This window comes from Glycomyces harbinensis, from assembly GCF_900101745.1.
Lineage (GTDB): Bacteria > Actinomycetota > Actinomycetes > Mycobacteriales > Micromonosporaceae > Glycomyces > Glycomyces harbinensis.
Window position 1 is genome coordinate 171,651 of sequence record NZ_FNAD01000002.1, and the last position, 22,599, is coordinate 194,249.

Below are 22,599 nucleotides of genomic sequence, written 5' to 3' on the forward strand. Positions count from 1 at the left end.
CAAAGTAGGATCGCCTTCGTGAGCACCGAAGCCGAGTCTCCCGACGCGTCCGCCCGCCCTTCGACCAAGGGCGAGCGGACGCGCCAGCGCATCATCGACGTGGCGCTCGAGATGTTCGCCGAGCGCGGCTACGACAAGACCACGATGCGGGCGATCGCCGCCGAAGCCGGTGTGTCCGTGGGCAACGCGTACTACTACTTCAAGTCCAAGGAGCACCTGATCCAGGGCTTCTACGAGCAGGCGACCATGCGCCACGCCGAGCTGGCCCCGACCCTGTTCGAAGGCAAGGAGACCCTCGCCGAGCGCATCGAGGCGGCCCTGCTGGCCTGGCTCGACATCGCCGGGCCCTACCACGCGTTCGCGGGCCAGTTCTTCCGCAACGCGGCCGACCCCTCGAGCCCGCTGAGCCCCTTCTCCGAGGACTCCTCCGAGTCCCGCGACCGGGACATCGCGCTCTACCAGGAGGTCCTGGCGGGTTCGAAGACCAAGGTGCCCAAGGACATGGCCGACATCCTGCCCGAGATGCTGTGGCTGCACCAGATGGTCGTGGTCCTGTACTGGGTCTACGACAACTCCCCCGGCCAGGAGAAGTCCCGCGAGCTGGCCCGGCGCACCGCGCCCCTGGTCGCCCGGGTGGTCGCGCTCTCGCGCCTGAAGATCCTGCGGCCCCTGGTGGCGCAGGGCGAAGAGCTGGTCAGGGACTTCCTCATCACCCGCCGCCCGGCCTGAGACGCCGAAGGCCGGCGGGACGTCGTCCCGCCGGCCTCGCAGTCCGCCCGACGCACCGGGCTCAGCAGTCGCGCAGCTCCGGCGACTGGTTGAGCAGCTGCCCGCGCGGGGAGATGAACTTGCGGTAGGTGTCCGAGTCGACCTCCGCCGCCGGGAACGCCGCGATCCGGTGGCAGTTCTGGAAGGCGAGCTTCACGCCGTAGTGGCGCTCCAGCGCCCCGCGCATGGCGTCCGAGGCGAGGACCCGCAGCAGCTGGCCGCGCGCCTGCTCGTCCGGGGGCGGGGTGGTGTTGTCGGCGAACTGCGTCGAGCCGCTCGACGAGACGACCCCGTTCTTCAGGTCGTTCACGACCTTCGCGATGAGCTCCCACGCGAACGGCAGCGACTGCTTCACGCAGTCGATGAAGTCGGCGTCGCCGACCTCCCCTGCCTCGGCCTTGTGGAGCAGGTCTTCAGAGACGTCAAGGGACATGCGTTCTCCTCTCGGTTCGAATCGGTTCATTGTGCTCGGTCCGGTCACCGTCCGCTGTCGGGTAATCGACGCAGACGAGTCCCGTGGCCCGGGCCGTCCAGGCCGGCCGCACGGCGCTGTGCGGCCGGGCCGGTCGTTCAGACGGTCTACGCCCGGAGCAGGTGCTCCCCGAGGACGAAGCCGGGCACGATCTGGTCGGCCAGGTCGACGCCGGCGCGGTCGTTGCCCCAGGCGAGGGCGGCCTTGCGGTGGAAGTCGTGCGCCTGGCGGGTGAACTTGGCCCAGTCCTTGCCGCCGGCCACGGCCCGCTCGCGGGCGGCGTCGACCACGGCCAGGTTCTCGGGTTCGAGGGCGGCCACGGGCCCGACGCCGCCGCGCTCGGCGGCCTTGACGTACTTCGAGCGCGAGCACCAGCCGAGGAGGGCGTCGCCGACGTGCTCGCGCAGGAACGCGACGTCGTCCTCGTCGTCGGTCTTGTTGCCGATCACCGAGATCCGCACGTCGTAGTCCTCGGCGTAGCCGAGGTACTGCTTGTAGACGCCGACGCTGCGCAGGGTCGGCTCGCACACCAGGAACGTGTGGTCGAAGCGGGTGAACATGCCGGAGGCGAAGGCCTCGGCCCCGGCGACCATGTCCACGACGACGAACTCGTCGAGGCCGTCCACGAGGTGGTTGAGCAGGAGCTCGACCGCCCCGACCTTCGAGTGGTAGCAGGACACGCCGAGGTCGTCGTCCACGAAGCCGCCGGTGGCGGCGAAGCGGATGCCCTCGTGCTCGGTGAAGAGCGCGTCGAACACCGGGTTCGACTCCCCCACGGTCAGCAGGCGCGAGCCCGGACCGGGCGGGGTGGTCTTGAGCATCAGCTCGGGCGTCGGGATGAGCGGGTTGGTCCCGCGCAGGTGCTCCTTGATGTCGCCGAGGTGCTCGCCGAGGACCGGGCCCATCGCGGCGGCCTCGGCGTCGAGGCCGAGCGCGGCGGCCAGGTGCTGGTTGATGTCGGCGTCGATGGCCATGACCGGGTGGCCGAGCGCGGCCGCGCGGCGCGCGAACAGCGAGGCCATAGTGGTCTTGCCGGAGCCGCCCTTGCCGACGAAGGCGAGTTTCATCGCTTCGATCCCCTACCAATTGAAAATGGTTGTTGATTTCAACAAGAGGGTAGCAGGCCCCGAATACGACTGCGGCTCATATGGAAAGGGCCCCGTCGACCTGAGGTCGACGGGGCCCTTCGAGACGGACGGGGTCAGATGACGCCGACGCCGGCCTGACCGCCGGCGACCGTCGATTCGAGCTGCGCGGCGGCCTTGGGCGCCGCGGTCTTCTTTCTCATGCGGCGCTCGACCAGGACCACCAGCTTCGAGAGGGCGTACGCCATCACGAAGTAGATGAACGCGGCGATGAAGAGCGCCTGGAGGAACGAGTTGCCGTAGTCGCGGCCGATGATGTTGGCCGAGTGCAGCAGCTCGGGGTAGGTGATGACGTAGCCCAGCGAGGTGTCCTTGAGGAGGATCACCAGCTGCGCCAGGACCGCGGGAAGCATGTTCCGCAGCACCTGGGGCAGCACGACCAGCCGCTGGACCTGCCCGTGGCGCAGGCCGACCGCGTAGCCGGCCATGGCCTGGCCCGGCGGCAGGGCCGCCACGCCCGCGCGCAGGATCTCGGCGAGGACCGCGCCGTTGTAGACGCCCAGGCCCAGCACCAGGAACGTCAGGCGCCGCGCCTCGGTGCTCCACCCGAGCGTGTGCGTGGTGAAGCCGAAGTGCCCGTCGATGGTGAAGCTGATCCAGATCAGCAGGATCAGCGGCAGCGCCCGGAAGAACTGCACGTAGCCGGCGGACGCCCAGCGGGTCAGGCCGAATCGCGAGATGCGCCCGAACCCGAAGAGGACGCCGAGCACGAGCGCGAGGACCGAGCCGAGCGCGAAGGCCAGGAGGGTGTCGAGGATCGCCGGGACCCAGGTGTTCTGGACGACCAGCGCGTCGAGCGGGTTGACCCAGCGCGACGACTCGAAGAATCCCTCGCCGGCGAGCACGCTCGCGACGTACGCCAGGATGCCCAGGATGACCACCGCGGAGATGACGGAGGCGATGGCGGAACGCTGCCGGCCCTTGGGGCCGAGCGCGTCGAACAGGACCGTGCTCTCGTTCTGTCTGCTCATGAGTGGCCTGCTCTCATCGGACGAAGGCGGTGCGTTTTTCAACGAGCCGCACGAGATAGCTGAGGACGAGGGCGATCAGGAGGTAGCTGACCGTGACGCCGATGATGACGCCCCACAGGTCGAAGCGGCTCTCGTTGTCCTCGATGAGCCGCCGCGACTGGGCCGTCAGCTCGGTCACGCCGATCGCGAGCACGAGCGCCGAGTTCTTGACCAGTGCGATCAGGAGCGAGCCGAGCGGCGGGATCACGGCGCGGACGGCCTGCGGCAGGATGACGCCCTTGAGCGACTGGCCGAAGGTCAGCCCGATCGAGCGGGCGGCCTCGGCCTGGCCCAGCGGGATCGAGTTGATGCCCGAGCGCAGGGTCTCGCCGACGAACGCGCCGGTGTACATCCCGAGGCCGAGCAGCGCCCAGACCCAGTTGTCGGCCACGATCCCGACCTTGGGCAGGCCGAAGTACATGATGAACAGGACCGCCAGGAGCGGAATGTTGCGGAACAGCTGCGTGTAGGCGTTGGCGGCCCAGCGCGCCGGGACGGCTGGGCTCACGTGCATGACCACGAGGACCATGCCGATGGCGAGGGCGATCGTGTAGCTGGTGAGGGTGACCCACACCGTGGTCCACATGCCCGCACCGAGGGCGGCGACCATCAGATCGAAATTGTCGAACAAGCGGACTCCTCCATAAGGCGGACGGTGGCGCCCGAAGGCGCCACCGCCCTACCGAACGGTTGCGGGTCTAGTAGCGGTTCGGGGCCGGAAGTGCGGCGGGGACGGGCATGCCGGCGGCGCCGAAGGTCAGGTCGAACGCCTTCTGCCAGTCGCCGTTGGCCACGATCTCGTCGATCATGTCGTTGACGAACATGCGTGCCTCGGTCTCGCCCAGGGGCATCGCGATGCCGTAGGGCTCCTCGGTGAAGATGTTCGAGGAGTCGAGCACGCGGAAGACGTCCGGCTTGTCGACGGTGAAGCCGTACAGGATCGTCTCGTCGGTGCTGACGGCGTCGGTCTGGCCGTTCTCCAGGGCCTCGGCGCAGGCGGCGTAGTCGGCCAGCGGCGTGATGTTGGCCTCGGGGTTGGCGGTCTCGAGGTTCTGGATCGAGCCGGAGCCCTCGGCGATGCACACGTCCTTGCCGGCGAGGTCGGCCACCGAGTTGATGTCGGTGTTCGAGGCCTGGACCATGACGTTCTGGCCGGTCTCGAAGTACGGGCCGGCGAAGTCGAACGAGGTCAGGCGGTCGGGGTACATCGAGTAGGACGCGATGACCACGTCGACGGTGCCGTCGTTGACGTACGTCTCGCGGTTCTGGGAGGTCGTCTCGACGAACTTGAGGTTCGCGTCGTCGCCCTCCTCGTCGACGGACCCGAAGATGTACTGGGTGAGCAGTCGCGCCACTTCGGCGTCCATGCCCTCGACGGTGTTGGTGGCGGTGTTCATCTGGCCGATGAGCGGCTGGTCGAACTTGACGCCGACGTTGATGAAGCCCTTGTCCTGGATCGCCTGGATGTAGCCCGCGGGGATCTCCGCGGACTGCTCCAGGGCGTAGTCGCCCACGGACTCCTCGAGCTCGTCCTGCTCCTCCTGGTCCTGGCTCGCTTCGCCGGAACAGGCGGCCAGGGCCAGGGTCACGGAGGCGAGAGCCGCCACGGCGACCCTGCGGCTGGTCTTGAACGTACGCATAGGTGTTTCCTTCCTCAGGGGTCCAACGGTGTGGTGTCTCGGGTGGCTCTAGTGGGTCATGACCTTGGACAGGAAGTCCTGGGCGCGCTCGGTCTTCGGGTCGTCGAAGAACTCGTCGGGCGTCGCGGTCTCGACGATCTGGCCCTCGGCCATGAACACGACCCGGTTGGCCGCGCGGCGGGCGAAGCCCATCTCGTGGGTCACCACGACCATGGTCATGCCTTCGCGGGCGAGGTCTTGCATGACGTCCAGGACCTCGTTGATCATCTCGGGGTCGAGCGCGGAGGTCGGCTCGTCGAACATCATGAGCTTGGGGTCCATGGCCAGGCCGCGGGCGATGGCGACGCGCTGCTGCTGGCCGCCGGAGAGCTGCGAGGGGTAGACGTCGGCCTTCTCGCTGAGGCCGACCCGCTCCAGGAGCTGGCGGGCGCGCTCGTCGGCCTTCGCCTTGGGGGTGCGGCGGACCTTGACCGGGCCGAGCGTGATGTTCTGCTGGACCGTCAGGTGGGCGAAGAGGTTGAAGTGCTGGAAGACCATGCCGACGTCGGCCCGGAGGTTCGCGAGGGCGCGGCCCTCGGCGGGGAGGGGCTTGCCGTTGACGGTGACCGTGCCGGAGTCGACGGTCTCGAGGCGGTTGATGGTCCGGCAGAGGGTCGACTTGCCGGAACCGGAGGGTCCGATGAGGACCACCACCTCGCCGTCGTCCACGGTCAGGTCGATGTCCTTGAGCGCGTGGAGTTCCCCGAAGTGCTTGTTGACGCCGGAGATGGTGACCATCGGAGCCTTCGGCGTTGCTTCCATACGTATCCCTGTGGTCGTGTAACCCTCGACTGTCGCGGGGCGAGCGGATTGAGCCTTAAGTACCTTAGGAATAGTAGTGTGACAGCTCACGGGCGGTCACTGGGGCGGCGCAGGGCCGCAACTAGTCGGCAATTAAGTAACGGCCCCATAAAGAAGGACCGGGCGAAAACAGGAACGAAGCGCCCTCGGAACATAGGTGACGCTCGCGGCGTCCGGTGGCCGAAGGGGCCCCGGCGGGATTAGGGTCGATCCATGAGCGCACCCGTGGGAACCGCGAGCATCACCGTCGAGAAGCGTGGCCTGGTGGACTACCAGGAGGCCTGGGACTACCAGAAGGAGCTCCAGCAGCGCCGCATCGACGACGAGATCGGCGACACCGTCCTGCTCCTGGAGCATCCGAGCGTGTACACCGCCGGCCGTCGCACCGAGACGTGGGCGCTGCCGCAGGACGGCACGCCGGTGGTCACGGTCGACCGCGGCGGCCAGATCACCTGGCACGGGCCGGGCCAGATCGTGGGCTATCCGATCATGAAGATGCGCAAGAAGGTCGACGTGGTCGGCTACGTGCGCCGCGTCGAGGACATGATCACGGCCGTGTGCCACGAGTTCGGCGTGACCTCGGCGCGCGGGCGCATGCACGACCGCACGGGCGTGTGGCTGCCGGCCGACGACCGGGGCCCGGAGCGCAAGATCTGCGCGATCGGGGTGCGGGTGCGCTGGGCGACGACGATGCACGGCTTCGCGCTCAACTGCAATCCGGACATGAGCTACTGGGAGCGGATCGCGCCGTGCGCGATCACCGACGCGGACGTCACGAGCCTGTCGCAGGAGCTGGGCCGGGACGTCACCGTGGAGGAGGTCCTCCCTGTGGTGGAGAAGCACCTGGGCCTGCTGCTCGAGCGGGACTGAACGCCAACGCGGCGGGCGCGGCCTCGGCCGCGCCCGTTTTCGCGCGCTCAGCAGCCCTCGTAGGCTTCGGGCTGCTCGATGGCGAGGTCGGGCGCCTCGTTCAGCAGGACCTTGTAGATGTTGTTCCAGGCGTCGGACTCGGGGTAGAAGACCTCGGAGTGGGAGTGGACGCCCTCCACGGCCTTCCCGGAGAGTCCCTGGTCGGCGAGGTTCAGGCCGTAGTCGTCGACGGCGTCGGGCGAGTCGGAGAGTGAGCCGGTCTCGAGGTTCTGGACGCCGGGGAAGTCGTCGGGGTCGGCGCCGTGGCCGAGCAGCGGCACGTAGGGCATGCCCTGGACGTAGGAGATCGGGTCGCCCGGGGCGGTGATGGAGTAGCGGGGGCGGCACGGCTCGGTGTAGTCCTCGGGGCCGTAGACGTCGTTGCCCATGCCCGCGGAGGCGATGTGGAGGATCTGGTCGGCCTCGAGGTCGTAGGTCTCGGCGAAGCCGATGACCGCGCCGCCGTAGGAGTGGCCGGCGAGGGTGAGCGGGGTGTCCTCGCCGATCTGGTTGCGCAGGTCGAACGTGAAGGAGGCGAGGCTCTCGGCCGCGACCTGGGACCAGGAGGCCCAGGACTCCTCGACCCAGCCCGAGGGCCAGGAGGCGGCGGCCCAGACGACGACCGCGAGCTCGCCGTCGGCGGCGTCCACGAAGGACTTGGCTCGGTTGTAGTAGAGCTGGAAGTTCTCGCTGGAGAGCACGGCGGAGCCGCCGGGGACGAGGACGGCGACGTCGGTCGCGGTGTCGAGGTCGCCGACGACCTCGATCCAGGAGCCGTCGCCGTTGTTGTTGTAGGGGTCGAGGTACAGGAATTCGCGGCCGGTGCCGGCGAGGGCGGCGAGCTCTTCGCGGGCGGGGCGCTCGGCCTCGTCGGTCCAGGGGCGCTCGGGGCTGTCGTAGGCGGTGGAGGCCGCGGTGGTCGCTTCGAGGATGAGCTGGTTCGCGGTGATGCGGGCGTCGAAGGGGGCGCCGGGCATCTCGGCGACGACCGAGGGGTAGAGGACGGCGAGCCAGGCGGTCGCGTCCTCGCCGAGGCCGGTGAAGAACGCGTTGACCTCGACCGGGTCGAGGTCGCCGCCGGCGGCGTAGAGGGTGGCGAGGGCGTCGCCGAGTTCTCCCGAGTCGGCGGCGGGGAGGGTGTCGACGAGGGCTGCGGCGACGGCGGGGTCGGCCAGGGCCGCTTCGAGCGCTTCGGCGGGGTCGTCGCCGGGGACCGGGGCGGCGTCGCGGAGCGCGGCGAGCTCTTCGGCGGGGTCGGCGGCGAGCACGGGGACCGCTTGGAGCTGGTCGGCTTCGGCCTCGCCCAGGCGGGTCAGGCCGGCGAGGTAGACGAGCGCCAATGCGGCGACGGCCGTCAGGACCGTCGCACGCCACCACCGGAATCTCACCGAGCCAGCCTAACCGAGGCGAATGCCGCACGCCGAGCCCAGCGCGTGTGAGCGCAGCCTCGGGAGCGGGAGAACGCGGGCAGCGGCAGAGCCGCTGGAAGCCGTGTCGCGGGCCCCCGGTCGACAATCCTGCCGGAGGGGTGCGACATCGCGGCGCGGCGGCGTTCGAACGGCCGGGTTCGAGGCAGGGGTCGAGCCGAAGGGGCCCGTTCTCAGCGCCCCCGGTTCAAGAACCCTGACACGGGGGTACGACAGTCTCGCTCCGGTGGGGCGGAGCCGCCGGTCAGGCCGCTGTCGCGGTGAAGCGGTTGCCGTTGGCGGTGAGGGTCAGCGGGAGGCCGAAGGCCTTCGAGAGGGTGTCCGAGGTCAGCGCCTCGGCGATCGGGCCGGCCGCGATCACGCCGCCGCCCGAGAGAATCATCGCGTGGGTGAAGCCCGGCGGGATCTCCTCCACGTGGTGCGTGACCAGGACCATCGCCGGAGCGGTCTCGTCGCGGGCCAGCCCGGCCAGCGTCGCCACCAGCGCCTCGCGGGCGCCCAGGTCCAGCCCGGCCGCCGGCTCGTCGAGCAGCAGCAGCTCCGGGTCGGTCATCAGCGCGCGGGCGATGAGCACCCGCTTGCGCTCGCCCTCGGAGAGGGTCCCGAACAGCCGGTCCGCCAGCTGCGCGACGCCGAGCCAGCGCAGCAGCGACGCGGCGCGCTCGTCGTCCTGCGGGTCGTACTCCTCGCGCCAGCGGCCCATCATGCCCCAGGCGGCGGTACGGACGACGTCGAAGGCCTTCTCGTCGTTGGGGATCGCGTCGGCGACCTGCGTCGTGGTCAGTCCGATGCGCGGGCGCAGCTCGAAGACGTCGACCCGGCCGAGCCGCTCGCCGAGGATCTCCACCACGCCGGAAGTGGGGTGGTTGCGCGCGGCCGCTAGGTTGAGCAGCGTCGTCTTCCCCGCACCGTTGGGGCCGAGGACGACCCACCGCTGATCGGCGTCGACGCTCCAGTCGACTCCGTCGAGGAGCTGGTTGCCGCCGCGTCGGACGGTGACACCGGACAGGTCGAGGACGCGTTCAGACTGAGCCACGGGTCAATGAAACCACGCGGCCCCGACGAGCGCACGAGGGCGGCCCGCGCGGCGGTGCTGCGACACACGGACCGACCTGCCCGGCAGCGCCGTTGGACGGCGCGGGCGGGCGTGCAACGCCGGCGCCGCAAACGGCGTCTGTTCTTAGTACCGCCGCCCCGCCAGGGCGGGTTCCCCGGTCCATGACACTGCGAACTGGAAAGAGTCCATGCCCCCCATCATCGAGATTTCGGGGCTGCGGAAGACCTATTCGAGGGCCTTCCGGCAGCCGCACCACGCATTGGACGGCCTCGACCTCGAGGTCGCCGCGGGTCAGGTGCACGGTTTCCTGGGGCCCAACGGCTCCGGCAAGACCACGACGCTGCGGGCCCTGCTGGGCCTCATCCGCGTCGACGGCGGCACCATGAAGGTCTTCGGCGAGGAGGTGCCCCATCGCCTGCCGCAGGTCGTCTCCCGTATCGGCGCGGTGGTCGAGTCCCCGCAGTTCTTCAAGCACTTCTCCGGGCGCCTGACGCTCCAGCTGCTCGCCGAGAGCGCCGGGGTCTCCAAGTCCCGTGTCGAGGAGGTCCTGGAGCAGGTCGGCCTGATCGAGGCCGCGAAGGCCTCCGTGAAGGGCTACTCGCTGGGCATGCGCCAGCGCCTCGCGGTCGCGCAGGCGCTGCTGAAGCAGCCGCAGCTCCTGATCCTGGACGAGCCGGCGAACGGCCTGGACCCGGCCGGGATCCACCACATGCGGGAGCTGCTCCAGTGGCTCGCGCATTCGCAGGGTGTGACCGTGGTGGTCAGCTCGCACCTGCTCTCCGAGGTGCAGCAGCTGTGCGACTCGATGACGATCGTCTCGCGGGGCCGGCGGATCGTCGACGGCAAGGTCGCCGACATCATCGCGGGCCATTCGAGCGCGAGCCTGAGCGTCCGGTTCCCGGACGCGGCGTCGCTGCCGGAGGCCGTCGAGGCCCTCACGGGCGCCGAGTCGGGCCTGACGGCCGTGGTCGACCGCGGCCGGCTGGTGGTCGCGGGCGCGCCCGAGCCGGCATGGGTCACGAAGACGCTCGCCGACGCGGGGATCTACCTGTCGGAGCTGCGGACGGAGACCAAGAACCTGGAGTCGGTGTTCCTGGAGTTGACCGGGACCGCTCCGGTCCCGGGTCGGACCGTCCAGATCGGGCAGTCGGTCGAGGTGCCGCCGCCGGCGGCCCAGGGCGGCGTCGCGGTCGACGTCGAGGTGGAAGAGGGTGTGCAGCGGTGAACCTGTTCAAATCGGAGCTGCGGCGCATCCTGCGCCGCCGTCTGACGCTGATCTTCGGCATCGTCATGGTCGTCGGGGTGTTCGCGGTGGCCACGGTTTACGGGTTCAGCTCCAGCACGGGCCCCAGCGAGGACGACCTGGCCCAGGCGCAGGCCCAGGCCGACGAGATGAACGCCGAGTTCGACGAGTGCGTCGCCGACGAGGAGTTCTTCGACTCTCCCGAATGGGAGTGGGCCCAGGAGGACCCGTCCTTCGAGGGGATGTCGCAGGAAGACCGGTGCGATATGTTCATCGGCTCCTACGATTACACCGCCGAGGACTTCCTGTGGACCTACACCTTCGTCTTCGCCGAAGAGAGCCTGCTCGTGCTCGTCGGCATCGCGATCGTCGCGGGTCTGGTCCTGATGCTGCTGTCCTCTTCGGCGATCGGCGCCGAGTGGTCGAGCGGCGGCATGTCGAACCTGCTGGTGTGGCACCCGAATCGGATGCGGGTGTGGGGCGTGAAGCTCGGGGCCGCCTGCGTGGTGTGCGGAGCGGCGGTGCTGGCGCTGCTGGCGCTCGCCTTCGGGCTGCTGTATCTGGTAGCGGCGACTCGCGGGGAGATCGGGACGCTGGATTCGGTCTGGTGGGGCGACGCCTTGGAGACGTTGGGGCGCACCGTGGTGCTGACGGTGGGCATGACCGTGCTCGGCGCGTCCTTGGCGATGCTGGGGCGGCACACGGCGATCGCCGGGGGTGTGATCGCCGGTTACCTCGTCGTGGGCGACATGCTCGTGGGCATCGCGGGCATGGCGCTGAAGATGCCCTTCCCCGACCGGCTCTCGCTGTACACGTGGGTGATGGCGTGGATCGAGGGAAGGATGGAGCTGTACGACCAGACCAGTGAGAGCATCGATTCCATGCCGGACGTCATGGTCATCACCGCGACTGACGCGGGGCTGCTGCTGGGCGGGATCATCCTGGGCTTCGCGCTGCTGGCGACCTGGGCCTTCCAGCGGCGCGACGTGACGTAGTCGAACGCGCTGCGGCGCCATAGGTTCGAAGCGAGTCCGCCTCGCCGCGATGCGGCGAGGCGGCTTCGTGTTCGCCGGGGTTTCGCGGGTAGGGGCGGTGCCGCTGGGAGCCGCATCGCGGACCCCCGGTCGAGAACCCTGACACGGGGGTACGACGGTTTCGCTCCGGTGGGGCGGTTCGGCCGGGGTTTCTGCGGCGGCTAGTCGAAGAGGCTTTCGCGTACGGCGTCGAGGCCGTGGAGGATCGCTCCTCGCATGACCGGTTCGTCGATGACGGTGCCCGCGACGACGCTCGGGTTGACGGGGGCGAGCTGGGAGGTCTGGGCGGCGACGCGTCCGGCGAGGACGAGGCCCCCCGCGTAGCCGACCGGGCCGCCGAGGACGACGACGGTGGGGTCGAGGAGGACGCAGACGGCGACGATGCCCAGGGCGATGCCTCGCGCGATCTCGTCGAGGCAGGCCGCGCCGCCTTCACCGGCGGCGATGGCGGCGGTGAGGACGTCTTCGGGTTCGGCGGCTTCGAAGCCGTGCTTCGCGCCGATCTCGATGACGGCGTCGCCGCCGATGACGCGCTGGTAGGAGCCCTTGGACAGTCGCGTGACGACGCCGCCGGTGGGCAGTTCGCCGCCGGGCACGGGAAGGAACCCGATCTCGCCGGCCGCGCCGCTGGCGCCGCGGTAGAGCTGGCCGTTGAGGATGACGCCGAGGCCGAGGCCGCCGCCGAACCACGCGTACACGAAGTCGGAGGCGCCGCCGGCGCCGCCCGAGCGCTGCTCGGCGAGCGTGGCGAGGTTGACGTCGTTCTCGATGGCGACGGCCGGGGCGAACTCCTCGTTGAGGGCCGTGCGCAGGCCGCGGTGCCAGGCCGGGAGGTTCCAGGAGAAGCCGATCTCGCCGCTGGCGGGGTCGATGACGCCCGGGGTGCCCAGGACGATCCGCCGCACCTGGCCCATCTCGATCCCGGCGTCGGCGACGGCGTCGGTGACGACGCGGCGGACCACGGCGACCGGGTCGGTCGAGCCCTCGACGTCGATCTCGGCGCGGCCGACGATGCGGCCGGTGAAGTCGGCGCAGGCGCCCTTGGTGGTCACGGGCCCGACTTCGACGCCGACGACGTAGGTGAAGGTGGGCACGGCCGCGTACAGCGAGGCGTTGGGGCCCCGGCCGCCCGATTTGGAGCCGACGACCTCGACGAGGCCGCGGGTCTGCAGGCGCTCCATCATCTGCGAGGCGGTGACCTTGGACATCGAGGTGCGCTCGGCGAGCTGCGCTCGCGTCTGGGGGCCGTCCTCGAGCAGCAGCTTCAGCGCCGCCTGGTCGTTGAGGACGCGCAGCAGCTTGGGCACCCCGGGGGTGTGGCTCTTCGGCATTCGTACTTCCTTCTCCTCCGAGCCCACATTATCCACGTGGGGACAAGGGGACGCCCTCGCCACTGACGCGCGAAAGCCGTGCGGTTCGGCGAGGCGGCCCGATGACCGCCCCGCCGCATTGTCGTACCCGCCGGGCGGGGCAGTCGACCGGGGGCCCGCGATACGGCCCCGGCGGCGCCGCCCCTGCCCGCGAGACATCCTCACCGGCGCCGCGGCGGCACCGGACTGTCGTGCCCCGTGCCACGGTGTTCGAACGGGGGCACTGCGAACGGGTCCCTTCGGCGCCGCCCCTGCCCGCGCTTCGGCTCAGTCGCCCTCGGTCTCGACCAGGCTGCGGATCTGGCGCAGCGAGACCGACAGGACCGCGAGCTTCTCGTCGGAGCGCCCGGCCTCGGCCGTGGCCTCGTGGATGCGCTCGATCTGGGCGGCGTTGCGCTCGGCCCACGACTCGACCGCCTCGCGCGGGTCCGTGCCCGGCTTCGCCTGCAGCACACTGGCGGTCAGGCCGGCCATCGCCCCGTACAGGTCGTACCGCAGCGCCGACCGCGCGAGCGTCTGCCAGCGGTTGGTCCTGGGCAGCGCCGAGATCTGGTTGAGGATCTCGTCCAGGTGCACCCGCGCGGCGATCCCGTAGTACACCTCGGAGGTCGCGCCCAGCTCGGTCTCCAACAGCCGCGCGCATTCGACCACGTCGACCAGGCCGAACCCGAAGATCGGCGCGGACGCGTCCCGCGCGACCTCCGCCGGCATCCCCTGCTCCTCCAGCTGGTCGCAGAACTCCTCGAACCCGACCGCCTCCGAATCGGTCAGGAGCTCGGGCAGCTTCGGCTGGAGCACCGCCAGGCCCGGGCGCAGCCGCTCGATCTCGGCGGCCACGTCGAGGGTCGCCCTCCGGTGCTGCACGAGCCAGCGCACGCCGCGGTCGAGGAGCCGGCGGATCACGAGCATGCTCGCGACCTGGGCCTCCTGCGGCACCTGGTTGTCCAGGGCTTCGATGCGCCGCCACAGGCCCTGCAGTCCGAAGGCGTCGCGGATGATCACGAACGCGCGGATGACGTCCACGACGTCGGCGCCGGTCTCGTCGGCGATGCGGAACAGGAACGTCGTCCCGCAGCGGTTGACGGCCTCGCCGACCACCGCGGTCGAGATGATCTCGCGGCGCAGCGGGTGGTCGGCCATGAGGTCGGCGTACGTCTTGCGCAGCGGCGCCGGGAAGTACCCGCGCAGGACCGGCGCGGTCCACTCCTCGTCGGGCAGGGCGGAGTCGAGCACGGCCCGCTTGGCCCAGATCTTCACGTACGACAGGAGGACCGACAGTTCGGGCTCGGTGAGCGCGGCCCCGGCGGCGCTGCGCTCCTTGAGCTGCTTGTCGGTGGGCAGGCCCTCGATCTCGCGGTCGAGGCCGACGGTCTTCTCCAGGTGCTTCATGAGCCTGATGTGGACGGGCAGGAGTCGGACGTTGAGCCGGATCGCGTTGGCCAGGGCCATGTTCTGGCCGTAGTTGTCGGCCAGGACGGCGTCGGCGACCGCGTCGGACATGGCCATGAAGAGCCGGTCGCGGTCGACGGGGTCGACCCGTCCGCTCAAAGCGGCCGAGCGCAGCAGGATCTTGATGTTGACCTCGTGGTCGGAGGTGTCGACGCCCGCGGAGTTGTCGATGAAGTCGGTGTTGCAGCGCCCGCCGGCGCCCGCGGGCCCGCCCGACTGGGCGTACTCGATGCGGCCCAGCTGGGTCAGGCCGAGGTTGCCGCCCTCGCCGACGACGCGGCAGCGCAGGTCCTCGCCGTTGACGCGGACGGCGTCGTTGGCCTTGTCCCCCGCCGCGGCGTCGGTCTGCGCGGCCGACTTGACGTAGGTGCCGATGCCGCCGTTCCACAGGAGGTCGACCGGCGCGGTGAGGATCGCGCGGATGAGCTCGGGCGGGGTGAGGTCCTTGACGTCGGCGTCGATGCCGAGCGCGGTGCGGACCTCGTCGGAGACCGGGATGGACTTCGCCGAGCGTTCCCACACCCCGCCGCCGGCGGAGACGAGGGTCTGGTCGTAGTCGGCCCACGTCGAGCGGGGCAGGTCGAACAGGCGGCGCCGCTCCGCGAAGGAGGCGGCCGCGACCGGGTTCGGGTCGATGAAGATGTGCATGTGGTTGAACGCGGCCACGAGGCGGATGTGCTCGGACAGGAGCATGCCGTTGCCGAACACGTCGCCGGACATGTCGCCGATGCCGACGGCGGTGAAGTCCTGCGCCTGCGTGTCGAGTCCCTCGGCGCGGAAGTGGCGCTTGACCGACTCCCAGGCGCCGCGGGCGGTGATGCCCATCTTCTTGTGGTCGTAGCCGACCGAGCCGCCGGAGGCGAACGCGTCGCCGAGCCAGAACCCGTACTCGGCGGCGACGGCGTTGGCGATGTCGGAGAACGTCGCGGTGCCCTTGTCGGCGGCGACCACGAGGTAGGGGTCGTCGCCGTCGTGGCGGACCACGTTCGGGGGCGGCACGACCGTGTTGTCGGCGTCCCGGTTGTCGGTGATGTCCAGGAGCGCGGAGATGAACTCGCGGTAGCGGGCGACGCCTTCGGCGCCGAACGCGGCCCGGTCGGCGAAGTCGCTCTTCTTGAGGACGAACCCGCCCTTGGCGCCGACGGGCGTGATGACGGTGTTCTTGACCTCCTGGGCCTTGACGAGGCCGAGGATCTCGGTGCGGAAGTCCTCGCGCCGGTCCGACCAGCGCAGGCCCCCGCGCGCGACCTTGCCGTAGCGCATGTGGACGCCCTCGAAGTGCGGGGAGTACACGAACACCTCGAACATGGGGCGCGGCTTGGGCAGGAAGTCGATGGACCGGGCGTCGAACTTGAACGACACGTACTCCTTGGGGCGCCCGCCGGTGCCCCGCTGGAAGTAGGAGGTCCGCAGCGTGGAGCGGATGAGCGTGAGGAACGCGCGCAGGATGCGGTCGGCGTCGAGGTTCGGCACCTCGGCGAGCCCGGCCGCGAGCGACTCGTCGATGCGGGCGACCGCGGCGTCGCGGTCGGCGCCGACGCGCGGGTCGAAGCGGGCCTCGAACAGGCGCACCAGGTTCCCGGCGATCTCGGGGTAGGACCCGAGCGTGGCGGCGATGAAGTCCTGGGAGAACACGAACCCGCACTGGCGCAGGTACTTCGCGAGCGCCCGCAGGACCACGACCTGGCGCCAGGTGAGCCCGGCGGCGATCACCAGCTCGTTGAGCCGGTCGGATTCGGCCTCGCCGGCCCAGGCGGCGCGGAAGGCGTTCTCGAACCGCACGCGCAGCTGCGGCACCGACTCGGCGGCCTGGCCGGGCAGGACGATCCCGAAGTCGTGCAGGTGGATCGTGCCGTCGGCGCGCTTGATGTGGTACGGGCGCTCCTCGTCGACCCGCACACCCAGGTTCTTCAGGACCGGCAGGGCCTCGGAGAGGCCGACGGGCCGGTCGAACGAGTAGATCTTGAAGTGGACGTCGGCGTCGTCGCCGCCGCGGCGGAACAGCTGGAGCTCCATGTCGCCGGCTTCGCGCAGGATCTCCAGCCGCGCGATGTCCTTGGCGGCGTCCAGCGGCGAGTGCTCGGCCTTGTAGGCGGCCGGGTAGGCCAGCGCGTACGACTTGGCGAGGGTGCGGGCCTGGCCCTCGCCGATGTGGTGGTCGAGCTGGTAGACGAGGTCGGCGTCCCAGGAGCGGGTCGTCTCGGCGAGTTCGGCCTGGATGGAGTCGAGGTCGACGGGGCCGTGCTCGGCGTAGGGGTCGATGCGGACGACGAAGTGGAGGCGGGCGAGGACCGATTCGGTGACGCGGGCGTCGTAGCTGACGTCGACGCCGTGGAGACGGCGGCGCAGGATCTCCTCGATCTTCTCGCGGTTCTCGGTGTTGTACCGGTCCCGGGGGAGGTAGACGAGGCAGGAGTAGAAGCGGCCGTAGACGTCGCGGCGCGCGAACAGGCGCAGGCGCCGGCGGCCGGCGAGGCGCAGCACGCCCATCGCGGTGGCGTACAGGTCGTCGGTGCGGGCCTGGAAGAGCTCGTCGCGCGGGTAGGTCTCCAGGGCGGTGACGAGGTCCTTGCCGGAGTGGGAGGAGAGCGTGACGCCCGAGCGGGCGAGCACGTCCTCGACCTTGCGGCGGACGACGGGCAGTTCGGTGACGCTGGAGAGGTAGGCGGCCGAGGTGAACAGGCCGAGGAAGCGCAGCTCGCCGTCGGGTTCGCCGTTCGCGTCGAAGGTCTTCACGCCGATGTAGTCCATGAAGGACGTGCGGTGGACGGTGGAGCGGGCGTTCGACTTGGTGATGACCAGCAGGCGCTTGGTGCCGATCTGGGATCGGGCGTCGGTGTTGAACGAGGGGATGGGCCGGGGCACGGCGGGGGCCTTGCGCAGCAGGCCCAGGCCGGACTCGGCGACGGGCGCGAGGGCCTGGTCCTCGCCTGCGCCGGTGAGCTTGTACCGCCGGAAGCCCAGGAACGTGAACTTGTCGTCGGCGAGCCAGCGGAGCAGTTCGACGGTGTCGTCGATGTCCTTGGGCGGCACCGGGAGCGGCTGGCCGTCGAGGGCGTCGGCGATGTCGAGCGCCTTGGTGCGCATGGCCTGCCAGTCGGCGACGCACACGCCGACGTCGGAGAGGACTTCGAGGATCTCCTCCTGGAGGGTCGCCTGGAAGGCCTTGTCGGCGACCCGCTGGGTCTCGATGTGCATCCACGATTCGGCGCGGCCGCCTTCGGCGGGGGCCTCGAGGAGGGTGCCGTCCTCGTCGCGGCGGACCGGGACGATCGGGTGGACGAACACGGAGATGTCCATGTTGTAGCGGTTGAACAGGCCCGTGAGGGAGTCGACCAGGAACGGGGAGTCGTCGCAGACGAGGTCCACCCGGGTGGAGGAGGCCGCGTCGGGCCCCTCGGAGTCCTCGGGGCAGTCCAGTTCGAGGACGACTTCGCCCGGCCCGCGGGTCTCGGCCATGCGGCGGTGGTGGGCGGTGGTCTCCAGCAGCTGCTGGGCGCTGCGCCCGACCAGGTCGTCGTCGGACACCAGGCTCCAGTAGAGCTCGACCAGCCTCGCCAGTGATTCGTCGGATCCGGCCAGATCGGCCGCCTCGGTCAGCAGTTCCTCCCTGTCGGGGAGGGTTTCGCGGAACTCTTCGTCGCCGATGAACGCCAACACGTCTCGATCTCCAGTCCGGTGCACGTTCGGCTCACCTCGTCGTGAGCCGTCTCCAGGCTAGATCCTAGGGGCGGGAGGCGACGCCTGGGTTACACCACCGTTGCCGACGCGGCGGTACAGTGAGGCACGGAACCGAAACTGATCATCACCCACCCCCTGTAACGCGAAGGCACCCATATGGAGACCTTGGTCATCATCCTCCTGATCGCCGCCGCCGTCGCCGTCGGCTGGTGGCTGTGGCGCAGGAGCCAGGACCGCAAGGAAGAGCAGGTCCCCCGCCGCGGCCCGGTCGATCCGTTCGCCGACGCCGACACCGACGTGCTGCGCGGCGACCCGAAGCGCCTCAAGGCGGCCGACCTGGTCGAGCTGTACGGCAAGACCCTCGCTGTGCGCGGCACGCTGCGCCTGTCCGAGGGCGACTACCACTGGTCGGAGCATTTCCTGGACACCGGGACGGGCGTGCGGCGCTGGCTCTCGGTGGAGGCCGACCCGGACGTGGAGATCGTGCTGTGGGAAGAGGTCACGGACTTCGACCTCCAACCCGGTCCGCGTGAACTTAGTCACGAGGGCGTCTCCTACCGGTCGGACGAGAAGGGCCGGGCGGACTACGTCAGCGAGGCCACCACGGGCCTGGCGCCGACCGGGACGCTCCGCTACCACGACTACGCGGGCCCCGACGGGCAGAAGCTCTCCTTCGAGACGTTCGGCGAGGGCGGCAAGTGGGAGATGGCCAAGGGCCTGACCCTGGACCGCAACCAGGTCACGATCTACCACCAGAGCGACGACGCCTGAGCGCCTCGCACACCACACCGATCCCCCGGAGCACACCCTGCTAGCGCATATCGAGGTGCCGTACATCGACGTCTCGGCCGCCTCGCTCACGTTCCGGCCCGACGCGCCGTCGATGCCGGTCCTGGATCAGATGGACCGCGACGCCGGGCCGCTGCGCCTGTCGCTGCGCCTGCTCGGCGCGAGCCACCAGGCCGTGGTCGCCACGCCCGACGGGCTCATCTCCGAGACCCTCGCGTACCGGTCGGACCTGGGCCCGGACCTGCCCGAGGCGTTCACGCAGCGCGTCGGCGCCTGGCGGCACCGCTACGAGTGCACCGTCGAGACCCTCGCCGTTCCCGAGCTGCGCCGGCGGGTCCGGGCGCTGCGCGACCGCGCCGTGCTCCGCACCGGCGAGCCGGACCTGCTGGTCGGGGTGTTCGGGGCCGACCCGGACGCGCTGACGGCGCTGGAGATCACCGGGACCGCGCCGCTGTCGTGGCGGACGGTCCACACCTATCCGCAGTACGGCGAGGTCGTGACCACCACCAGTACGGTCGCGACCGTAAGCTGAACCGATCCCCCGAGACGACCGAGGACCACCATGAGCGATGAGCGCCAGCCCCCGCCGAGACCCGCCTCGCGCGGCCTGAACTGGAAGCACTGGACCGCGATCATCGTGGTCATCGCCTTGTGCTGCGGCGGCGTGTTCTTGATGAACTCCAACTTCTCGAACCCGACCGACACGATCCAGAGCCACTACCAGCGGGCGTCCAGCCTCGACGAGGGCGGCGGCCGGGCCTACACGTCGGACCAGTCGCCGGCGACGGTGGCCGACCAGATCGACGACGACGCCGAGGCCAGGGACGAGCGCTCCTCCGGCGGGGTCTACTACCTCCAGTACTCCAAGCACATCGTCGCCGTCTCGCCGTACCAGGGCGGCTCGAAGATCCTGCTGCACGACTACCGCAGCGGCTACAACCACTACTCGGGGATCTTCATCCTCGGCGGCTGGGGCTGGTCCTCCTCGCCCCCGTCGCCGTTCCGCGGCGGCGGTCCCGGCTCCGGCAAATAGCGCGTCAGTTCCGCGAATCCGAAAGGCACAAGCCCAATGATCGAAGACTTCTCCGGCGCCGTCGTCGGCGCCGCCGCCTACAGCGCCGTCGGCATCGTCCTGATGGTGCTCGGCTACCTGGTCACCGACTGGCTCACCCCCGGCAAGCTCGGCGAGCTCATCTGGACCGAGCGCAACAAGAACGCCGCGATCCTGCTGACCTCGAACGTGCTCGGCGTGGGCCTGATCGTGGTCGGCGCGATCTGGGCCTCCGAGGGCGGGCTCCTGCGGGGCCTCGCCTCGACGTTCGTGTTCGGCGTGATCGGCCTGGCCGCGATGGCGTTCGCGTTCCTCATCCTCGACTGGCTCACTCCCGGCAAGCTCGGCGACATCCTCACCTCCGAGGAGCACCAGCCGGCCGTGTGGGTCAATGCCGCGATGCACCTCGCCCTGGGCGGAGTCATCGCGATGGCACTGTCGTGAAAGGCACGGTCTTGAAGGGCGCCGGCTTGGAGGGCGCTGTCGTGAAGGGCACTGTTCCAGGAGGCCCCGCAGTGGCGAAGGCGCCGTCTTGACGGCTGCGGCCGCCCCTCAGAAGACGTTGACGGCGCGCCGGGTCCGCCTGGCACGCTTCGGCCTGCTCGCGACCGCGTTCGCGGTGTCGGCGTGCGGGCTCGTGTACGAGCTCGCGCTCATCACCTTGGGCGCGTACCTGGTCGGGAACACCGCCACGCAGGCGTCGATCGTCCTGTCGGTCATGGTGTTCGCGATGGGGCTGGGCGCGCTCGCCGCCAAGCCGCTGCGCCGCTGGCCGGCGCTGTCGTTCGCGGTGGTGGAGATCGCGCTCGCGCTGCTGGGCGGCTTCAGCGTGATGCTGCTGTACGCGGCGTTCGCGTGGACGAACCTGTACAGCCTGCCGCTGGTGCTCGTCGCGGCCGCGATCGGGCTCCTGATCGGCGCGGAGATCCCGCTGCTGATGGAGCTGCTGCAGCGCATCCGCGAGCAGGCGGCGGGGTCGGCGGTCGCGGACCTGAACGCGGCCGACTACCTGGGCGGGCTCATCGGCGGCCTGGCGTTCCCGTTCGTGCTCCTGCCGTTCTTCGGGCAGATCCGGGGCGCGCTGCTGGTCGGCGCGGTGAACGCGGTCGCCGGGGTGCTGCTGGTGTACCTCCTGTTCCGCTCGGACCTGTCGCGGACGGCGAAACAGCTCCTGACGCTGGTGGCCGCCGGGACGACGGTGCTCCTGGTCGCGGCGTTCGCGTACACGGACCGGTTCGAGACGCAGGCGCGGCAGGCGCTGTACGCGGCGCCGATCGTCTACACCGAGGACAGCGTGTACCAGCAGATCGTGATGACCGAGTCGGCGTCGCCGTTCGGCGAGCAGGACCTGCGCCTGTACCTCAACGGCGACCTCCAGTTCTCCTCAGTGGACGAATACCGGTACCACGAGGCGCTGGTGCACCCGGCGATGAACGGACCGCACGACGACGTCCTGGTCCTGGGCGGGGGCGACGGGCTCGCCGTGCGCGAGATCCTGCGCTACCCCGACGTGGCGTCGGTGACGCTCGTGGACCTCGACGGTGCGGTCACCGACCTGGCCCAGGGCTTCGACGACCTCGTGGCGCTCAACGAGGACGCGATGAACGACCCGAAGGTCGAGATCGTCAACGAGGACGCGTTCACGTGGCTGCGCCAGCAGACCGGCACGTGGGACACGATCATCGTCGACATGCCCGACCCGGACGCGACCGAGACCGCGAAGCTGTACTCGACGGAGTTCTACGCGCTCGCGGGCGACCACCTGAACGAGACCGGGCGGATGGTCGTCCAGAGCGGCTCGCCGTACTTCGCGCCGAAGACGTACTGGACCATCGCCGCCACCCTCGAGTCCGCCGGCTACGAGCCGTCGCCGTACTGGGTGTCGGTGCCGAGCTTCGGCGACTGGGGCTTCCACCTCGTCCAGGCGAACGGCGAACCGCCGGAACTGGGCCTCGACACCTCCGTGGGACCGTTCCGGTCCCTGACTCCGGAGCTGGTGGAGGCGGCCCAGGTGTTCCCGCCGGACCGGGCCGCGAGGGACATGGAGCCCTCGACCCTGATCCACCCGATCATCCTCGACCTGGTCCAATCGGAATGGAAGAACTACTGACGTTCTCCCGTCGCACCGGCACCGCGGCCTTCCCCGCGTTATTCGGCTCGCGAACGCCGCCGCCGGTAGCCGGTACCTCGCCGCTGGGATATCCTGGCGATTCTCTGCCCCCGATACTGAGGAACACAAGTGACCGCACAACAGAACCCCTATCTCGTCTCCGTCAAGGTCAGCACCGGGCTTTCGGTGCTGTACATGGTCGTCGGCGGCCTCTTCATCCTGCTCGCCCTGATCGCGCTGCTGGCCGGGGCCATCAGCTTCTACCTCATCCTGGGCCCGCTGTTCCTGGCCATGGGCATCCTGACCCTCATGAGGCCGTACTGCATCTACGACACCGCGACCGGTGCGCTGGGCCTGTTCTCGCCGCTGGGCTTCCAGGTCCGCTCCTTCGGCGCCCCCAAGGGCGAGCGGATCTACTACAACCCGGCGACGGCCAAGGTCATGCGTGCGCTGCCGAACGGCGCGCAGAAGAAGGTGAGCATGTTCGGCGTCAACAAGGACCAACTCGCCCGCCTCATCGCGACCCTCCCGCAGCACCAGGCCTAGCCGAAACGCCGAAGGGCCCGAACGCCGAGGCGTTCGGGCCCTTCACAGCACCAGTCGC

The 22,599-nt window shown here is 70.0% G+C and carries 20 protein-coding genes; 10 read left to right on the plus strand and 10 right to left on the minus strand.

Annotation, left to right across the window (positions count from 1 at the left end):
• The first annotated feature begins 18 nt into the window (after nucleotides 1–18).
• A complete protein-coding gene (locus tag BLQ63_RS04425; protein WP_218125055.1) occupies nucleotides 19–729 on the plus strand; it encodes a TetR/AcrR family transcriptional regulator in 711 nt (236 codons plus the stop codon).
• Between the two features lie 61 nt (nucleotides 730–790).
• On the opposite strand, the gene BLQ63_RS04430 is transcribed toward BLQ63_RS04425, so the two are convergent.
• The 6 genes from BLQ63_RS04430 to BLQ63_RS04455 form a co-directional block, all read right to left on the minus strand.
• A complete protein-coding gene (locus BLQ63_RS04430) occupies nucleotides 791–1,201 on the minus strand; it encodes an SCO5389 family protein (RefSeq protein ID WP_091029130.1) in 411 nt (136 codons plus the stop codon).
• A gap of 146 nt (nucleotides 1,202–1,347) precedes the next feature.
• Entirely contained in the window at nucleotides 1,348–2,307 is a 960-nt protein-coding gene (locus tag BLQ63_RS04435; protein WP_091029134.1) for an ATP-binding protein, read from the minus strand.
• 134 nt (nucleotides 2,308–2,441) lie between these two features.
• The gene (locus BLQ63_RS04440) at nucleotides 2,442–3,356 is read right to left on the minus strand and encodes an amino acid ABC transporter permease (protein WP_091029139.1); all 915 of its coding nucleotides are present in this window, start codon (nucleotides 3,354–3,356) and stop codon (nucleotides 2,442–2,444) included.
• Between the two features lie 13 nt (nucleotides 3,357–3,369).
• Nucleotides 3,370–4,026, minus strand: a complete 657-nt coding sequence (locus BLQ63_RS04445; RefSeq protein WP_091029142.1) for an amino acid ABC transporter permease — start codon at nucleotides 4,024–4,026, stop codon at nucleotides 3,370–3,372.
• Between the two features lie 67 nt (nucleotides 4,027–4,093).
• Entirely contained in the window at nucleotides 4,094–5,035 is a 942-nt protein-coding gene (locus tag BLQ63_RS04450; RefSeq protein ID WP_091029145.1) for a glutamate ABC transporter substrate-binding protein, read from the minus strand.
• 48 nt (nucleotides 5,036–5,083) lie between these two features.
• Nucleotides 5,084–5,836, minus strand: a complete 753-nt coding sequence (locus BLQ63_RS04455) for an amino acid ABC transporter ATP-binding protein (protein ID WP_091029149.1) — start codon at nucleotides 5,834–5,836, stop codon at nucleotides 5,084–5,086.
• 252 nt (nucleotides 5,837–6,088) lie between these two features.
• Between BLQ63_RS04455 and lipB the strand changes: the two genes are divergently transcribed.
• Nucleotides 6,089–6,745 carry a lipoyl(octanoyl) transferase LipB gene (gene lipB, locus BLQ63_RS04460; protein ID WP_091029153.1) on the plus strand — a complete coding sequence of 219 codons (657 nt, stop codon included), beginning with the start codon at nucleotides 6,089–6,091 and terminating at the stop codon, nucleotides 6,743–6,745.
• Between the two features lie 47 nt (nucleotides 6,746–6,792).
• On the opposite strand, the gene BLQ63_RS04465 is transcribed toward lipB, so the two are convergent.
• Entirely contained in the window at nucleotides 6,793–8,172 is a 1,380-nt protein-coding gene (locus BLQ63_RS04465; RefSeq protein WP_143014763.1) for an alpha/beta hydrolase, read from the minus strand.
• A 283-nt stretch (nucleotides 8,173–8,455) separates the two neighbouring features.
• On the minus strand, nucleotides 8,456–9,247 hold the full coding sequence (locus BLQ63_RS04470; RefSeq protein ID WP_091029160.1) for an ABC transporter ATP-binding protein: 792 nt from the start codon (nucleotides 9,245–9,247) through the stop codon (nucleotides 8,456–8,458).
• 208 nt (nucleotides 9,248–9,455) lie between these two features.
• Here BLQ63_RS04470 and BLQ63_RS04475 point away from each other — a divergent pair, with 208 nt between their 5' ends.
• Nucleotides 9,456–10,493 carry an ABC transporter ATP-binding protein gene (locus BLQ63_RS04475; protein WP_091029162.1) on the plus strand — a complete coding sequence of 346 codons (1,038 nt, stop codon included), beginning with the start codon at nucleotides 9,456–9,458 and terminating at the stop codon, nucleotides 10,491–10,493.
• Complete coding sequence (locus BLQ63_RS04480) at nucleotides 10,490–11,506, plus strand: ABC transporter permease subunit (RefSeq protein ID WP_091029166.1); 1,017 nt, start codon at nucleotides 10,490–10,492, stop codon at nucleotides 11,504–11,506. Before BLQ63_RS04475 ends, BLQ63_RS04480 begins: the two co-directional genes overlap by 4 nt.
• Nucleotides 11,507–11,706: 200 nt before the next feature.
• Here the strand turns inward: BLQ63_RS04480 and BLQ63_RS04485 are convergent, their stop codons facing one another.
• Entirely contained in the window at nucleotides 11,707–12,876 is a 1,170-nt protein-coding gene (locus BLQ63_RS04485; RefSeq protein WP_091029169.1) for an ROK family transcriptional regulator, read from the minus strand.
• Between the two features lie 306 nt (nucleotides 12,877–13,182).
• The gene (locus BLQ63_RS04490) at nucleotides 13,183–18,024 is read right to left on the minus strand and encodes an NAD-glutamate dehydrogenase (protein WP_091029173.1); all 4,842 of its coding nucleotides are present in this window, start codon (nucleotides 18,022–18,024) and stop codon (nucleotides 13,183–13,185) included.
• A 177-nt stretch (nucleotides 18,025–18,201) separates the two neighbouring features.
• Here BLQ63_RS04490 and BLQ63_RS04495 point away from each other — a divergent pair, with 177 nt between their 5' ends.
• The 6 genes from BLQ63_RS04495 (at nucleotide 18,202) to BLQ63_RS04520 (ending at nucleotide 22,541) form a co-directional block, all read left to right on the plus strand.
• Entirely contained in the window at nucleotides 18,202–18,816 is a 615-nt protein-coding gene (locus BLQ63_RS04495) for a DUF4178 domain-containing protein (protein ID WP_091029176.1), read from the plus strand.
• 55 nt (nucleotides 18,817–18,871) lie between these two features.
• Entirely contained in the window at nucleotides 18,872–19,366 is a 495-nt protein-coding gene (locus BLQ63_RS04500) for a DUF2617 family protein (protein WP_177154792.1), read from the plus strand.
• Between the two features lie 30 nt (nucleotides 19,367–19,396).
• Nucleotides 19,397–19,867 (plus strand): DUF4247 domain-containing protein, encoded by a 471-nt coding sequence (locus BLQ63_RS04505; protein WP_091029180.1) that lies wholly within the window; start codon nucleotides 19,397–19,399, stop codon nucleotides 19,865–19,867.
• A gap of 36 nt (nucleotides 19,868–19,903) precedes the next feature.
• The gene (locus tag BLQ63_RS04510) at nucleotides 19,904–20,329 is read left to right on the plus strand and encodes a DUF350 domain-containing protein (protein WP_091029184.1); all 426 of its coding nucleotides are present in this window, start codon (nucleotides 19,904–19,906) and stop codon (nucleotides 20,327–20,329) included.
• Nucleotides 20,330–20,417: 88 nt separating this feature from the next.
• Complete coding sequence (locus BLQ63_RS04515) at nucleotides 20,418–21,995, plus strand: polyamine aminopropyltransferase (protein WP_245680841.1); 1,578 nt, start codon at nucleotides 20,418–20,420, stop codon at nucleotides 21,993–21,995.
• A 129-nt stretch (nucleotides 21,996–22,124) separates the two neighbouring features.
• Complete coding sequence (locus tag BLQ63_RS04520) at nucleotides 22,125–22,541, plus strand: hypothetical protein (protein ID WP_091029191.1); 417 nt, start codon at nucleotides 22,125–22,127, stop codon at nucleotides 22,539–22,541.
• Nucleotides 22,542–22,599: the final 58 nt, after the last annotated feature.

Bases quoted from the DNA above. Each gene is read 5' to 3' on its own strand.
- BLQ63_RS04430 (WP_091029130.1), bottom strand. From the start codon at position 1,201: ATGTCCCTTGACGTCTCTGAAGACCTGCTCCACAAGGCCGAGGCAGGG.
- BLQ63_RS04435 (WP_091029134.1), bottom strand. From the start codon at position 2,307: ATGAAACTCGCCTTCGTCGGCAAGGGCGGCTCCGGCAAGACCACTATG.
- BLQ63_RS04440 (WP_091029139.1), bottom strand. From the start codon at position 3,356: ATGAGCAGACAGAACGAGAGCACGGTCCTGTTCGACGCGCTCGGCCCC.
- BLQ63_RS04450 (WP_091029145.1), bottom strand. From the start codon at position 5,035: ATGCGTACGTTCAAGACCAGCCGCAGGGTCGCCGTGGCGGCTCTCGCC.
- BLQ63_RS04455 (WP_091029149.1), bottom strand. From the start codon at position 5,836: ATGGAAGCAACGCCGAAGGCTCCGATGGTCACCATCTCCGGCGTCAAC.
- lipB (WP_091029153.1), top strand. From the start codon at position 6,089: ATGAGCGCACCCGTGGGAACCGCGAGCATCACCGTCGAGAAGCGTGGC.
- BLQ63_RS04475 (WP_091029162.1), top strand. From the start codon at position 9,456: ATGCCCCCCATCATCGAGATTTCGGGGCTGCGGAAGACCTATTCGAGG.
- BLQ63_RS04485 (WP_091029169.1), bottom strand. From the start codon at position 12,876: ATGCCGAAGAGCCACACCCCCGGGGTGCCCAAGCTGCTGCGCGTCCTC.
- BLQ63_RS04495 (WP_091029176.1), top strand. From the start codon at position 18,202: ATGGAGACCTTGGTCATCATCCTCCTGATCGCCGCCGCCGTCGCCGTC.
- BLQ63_RS04505 (WP_091029180.1), top strand. From the start codon at position 19,397: ATGAGCGATGAGCGCCAGCCCCCGCCGAGACCCGCCTCGCGCGGCCTG.
- BLQ63_RS04510 (WP_091029184.1), top strand. From the start codon at position 19,904: ATGATCGAAGACTTCTCCGGCGCCGTCGTCGGCGCCGCCGCCTACAGC.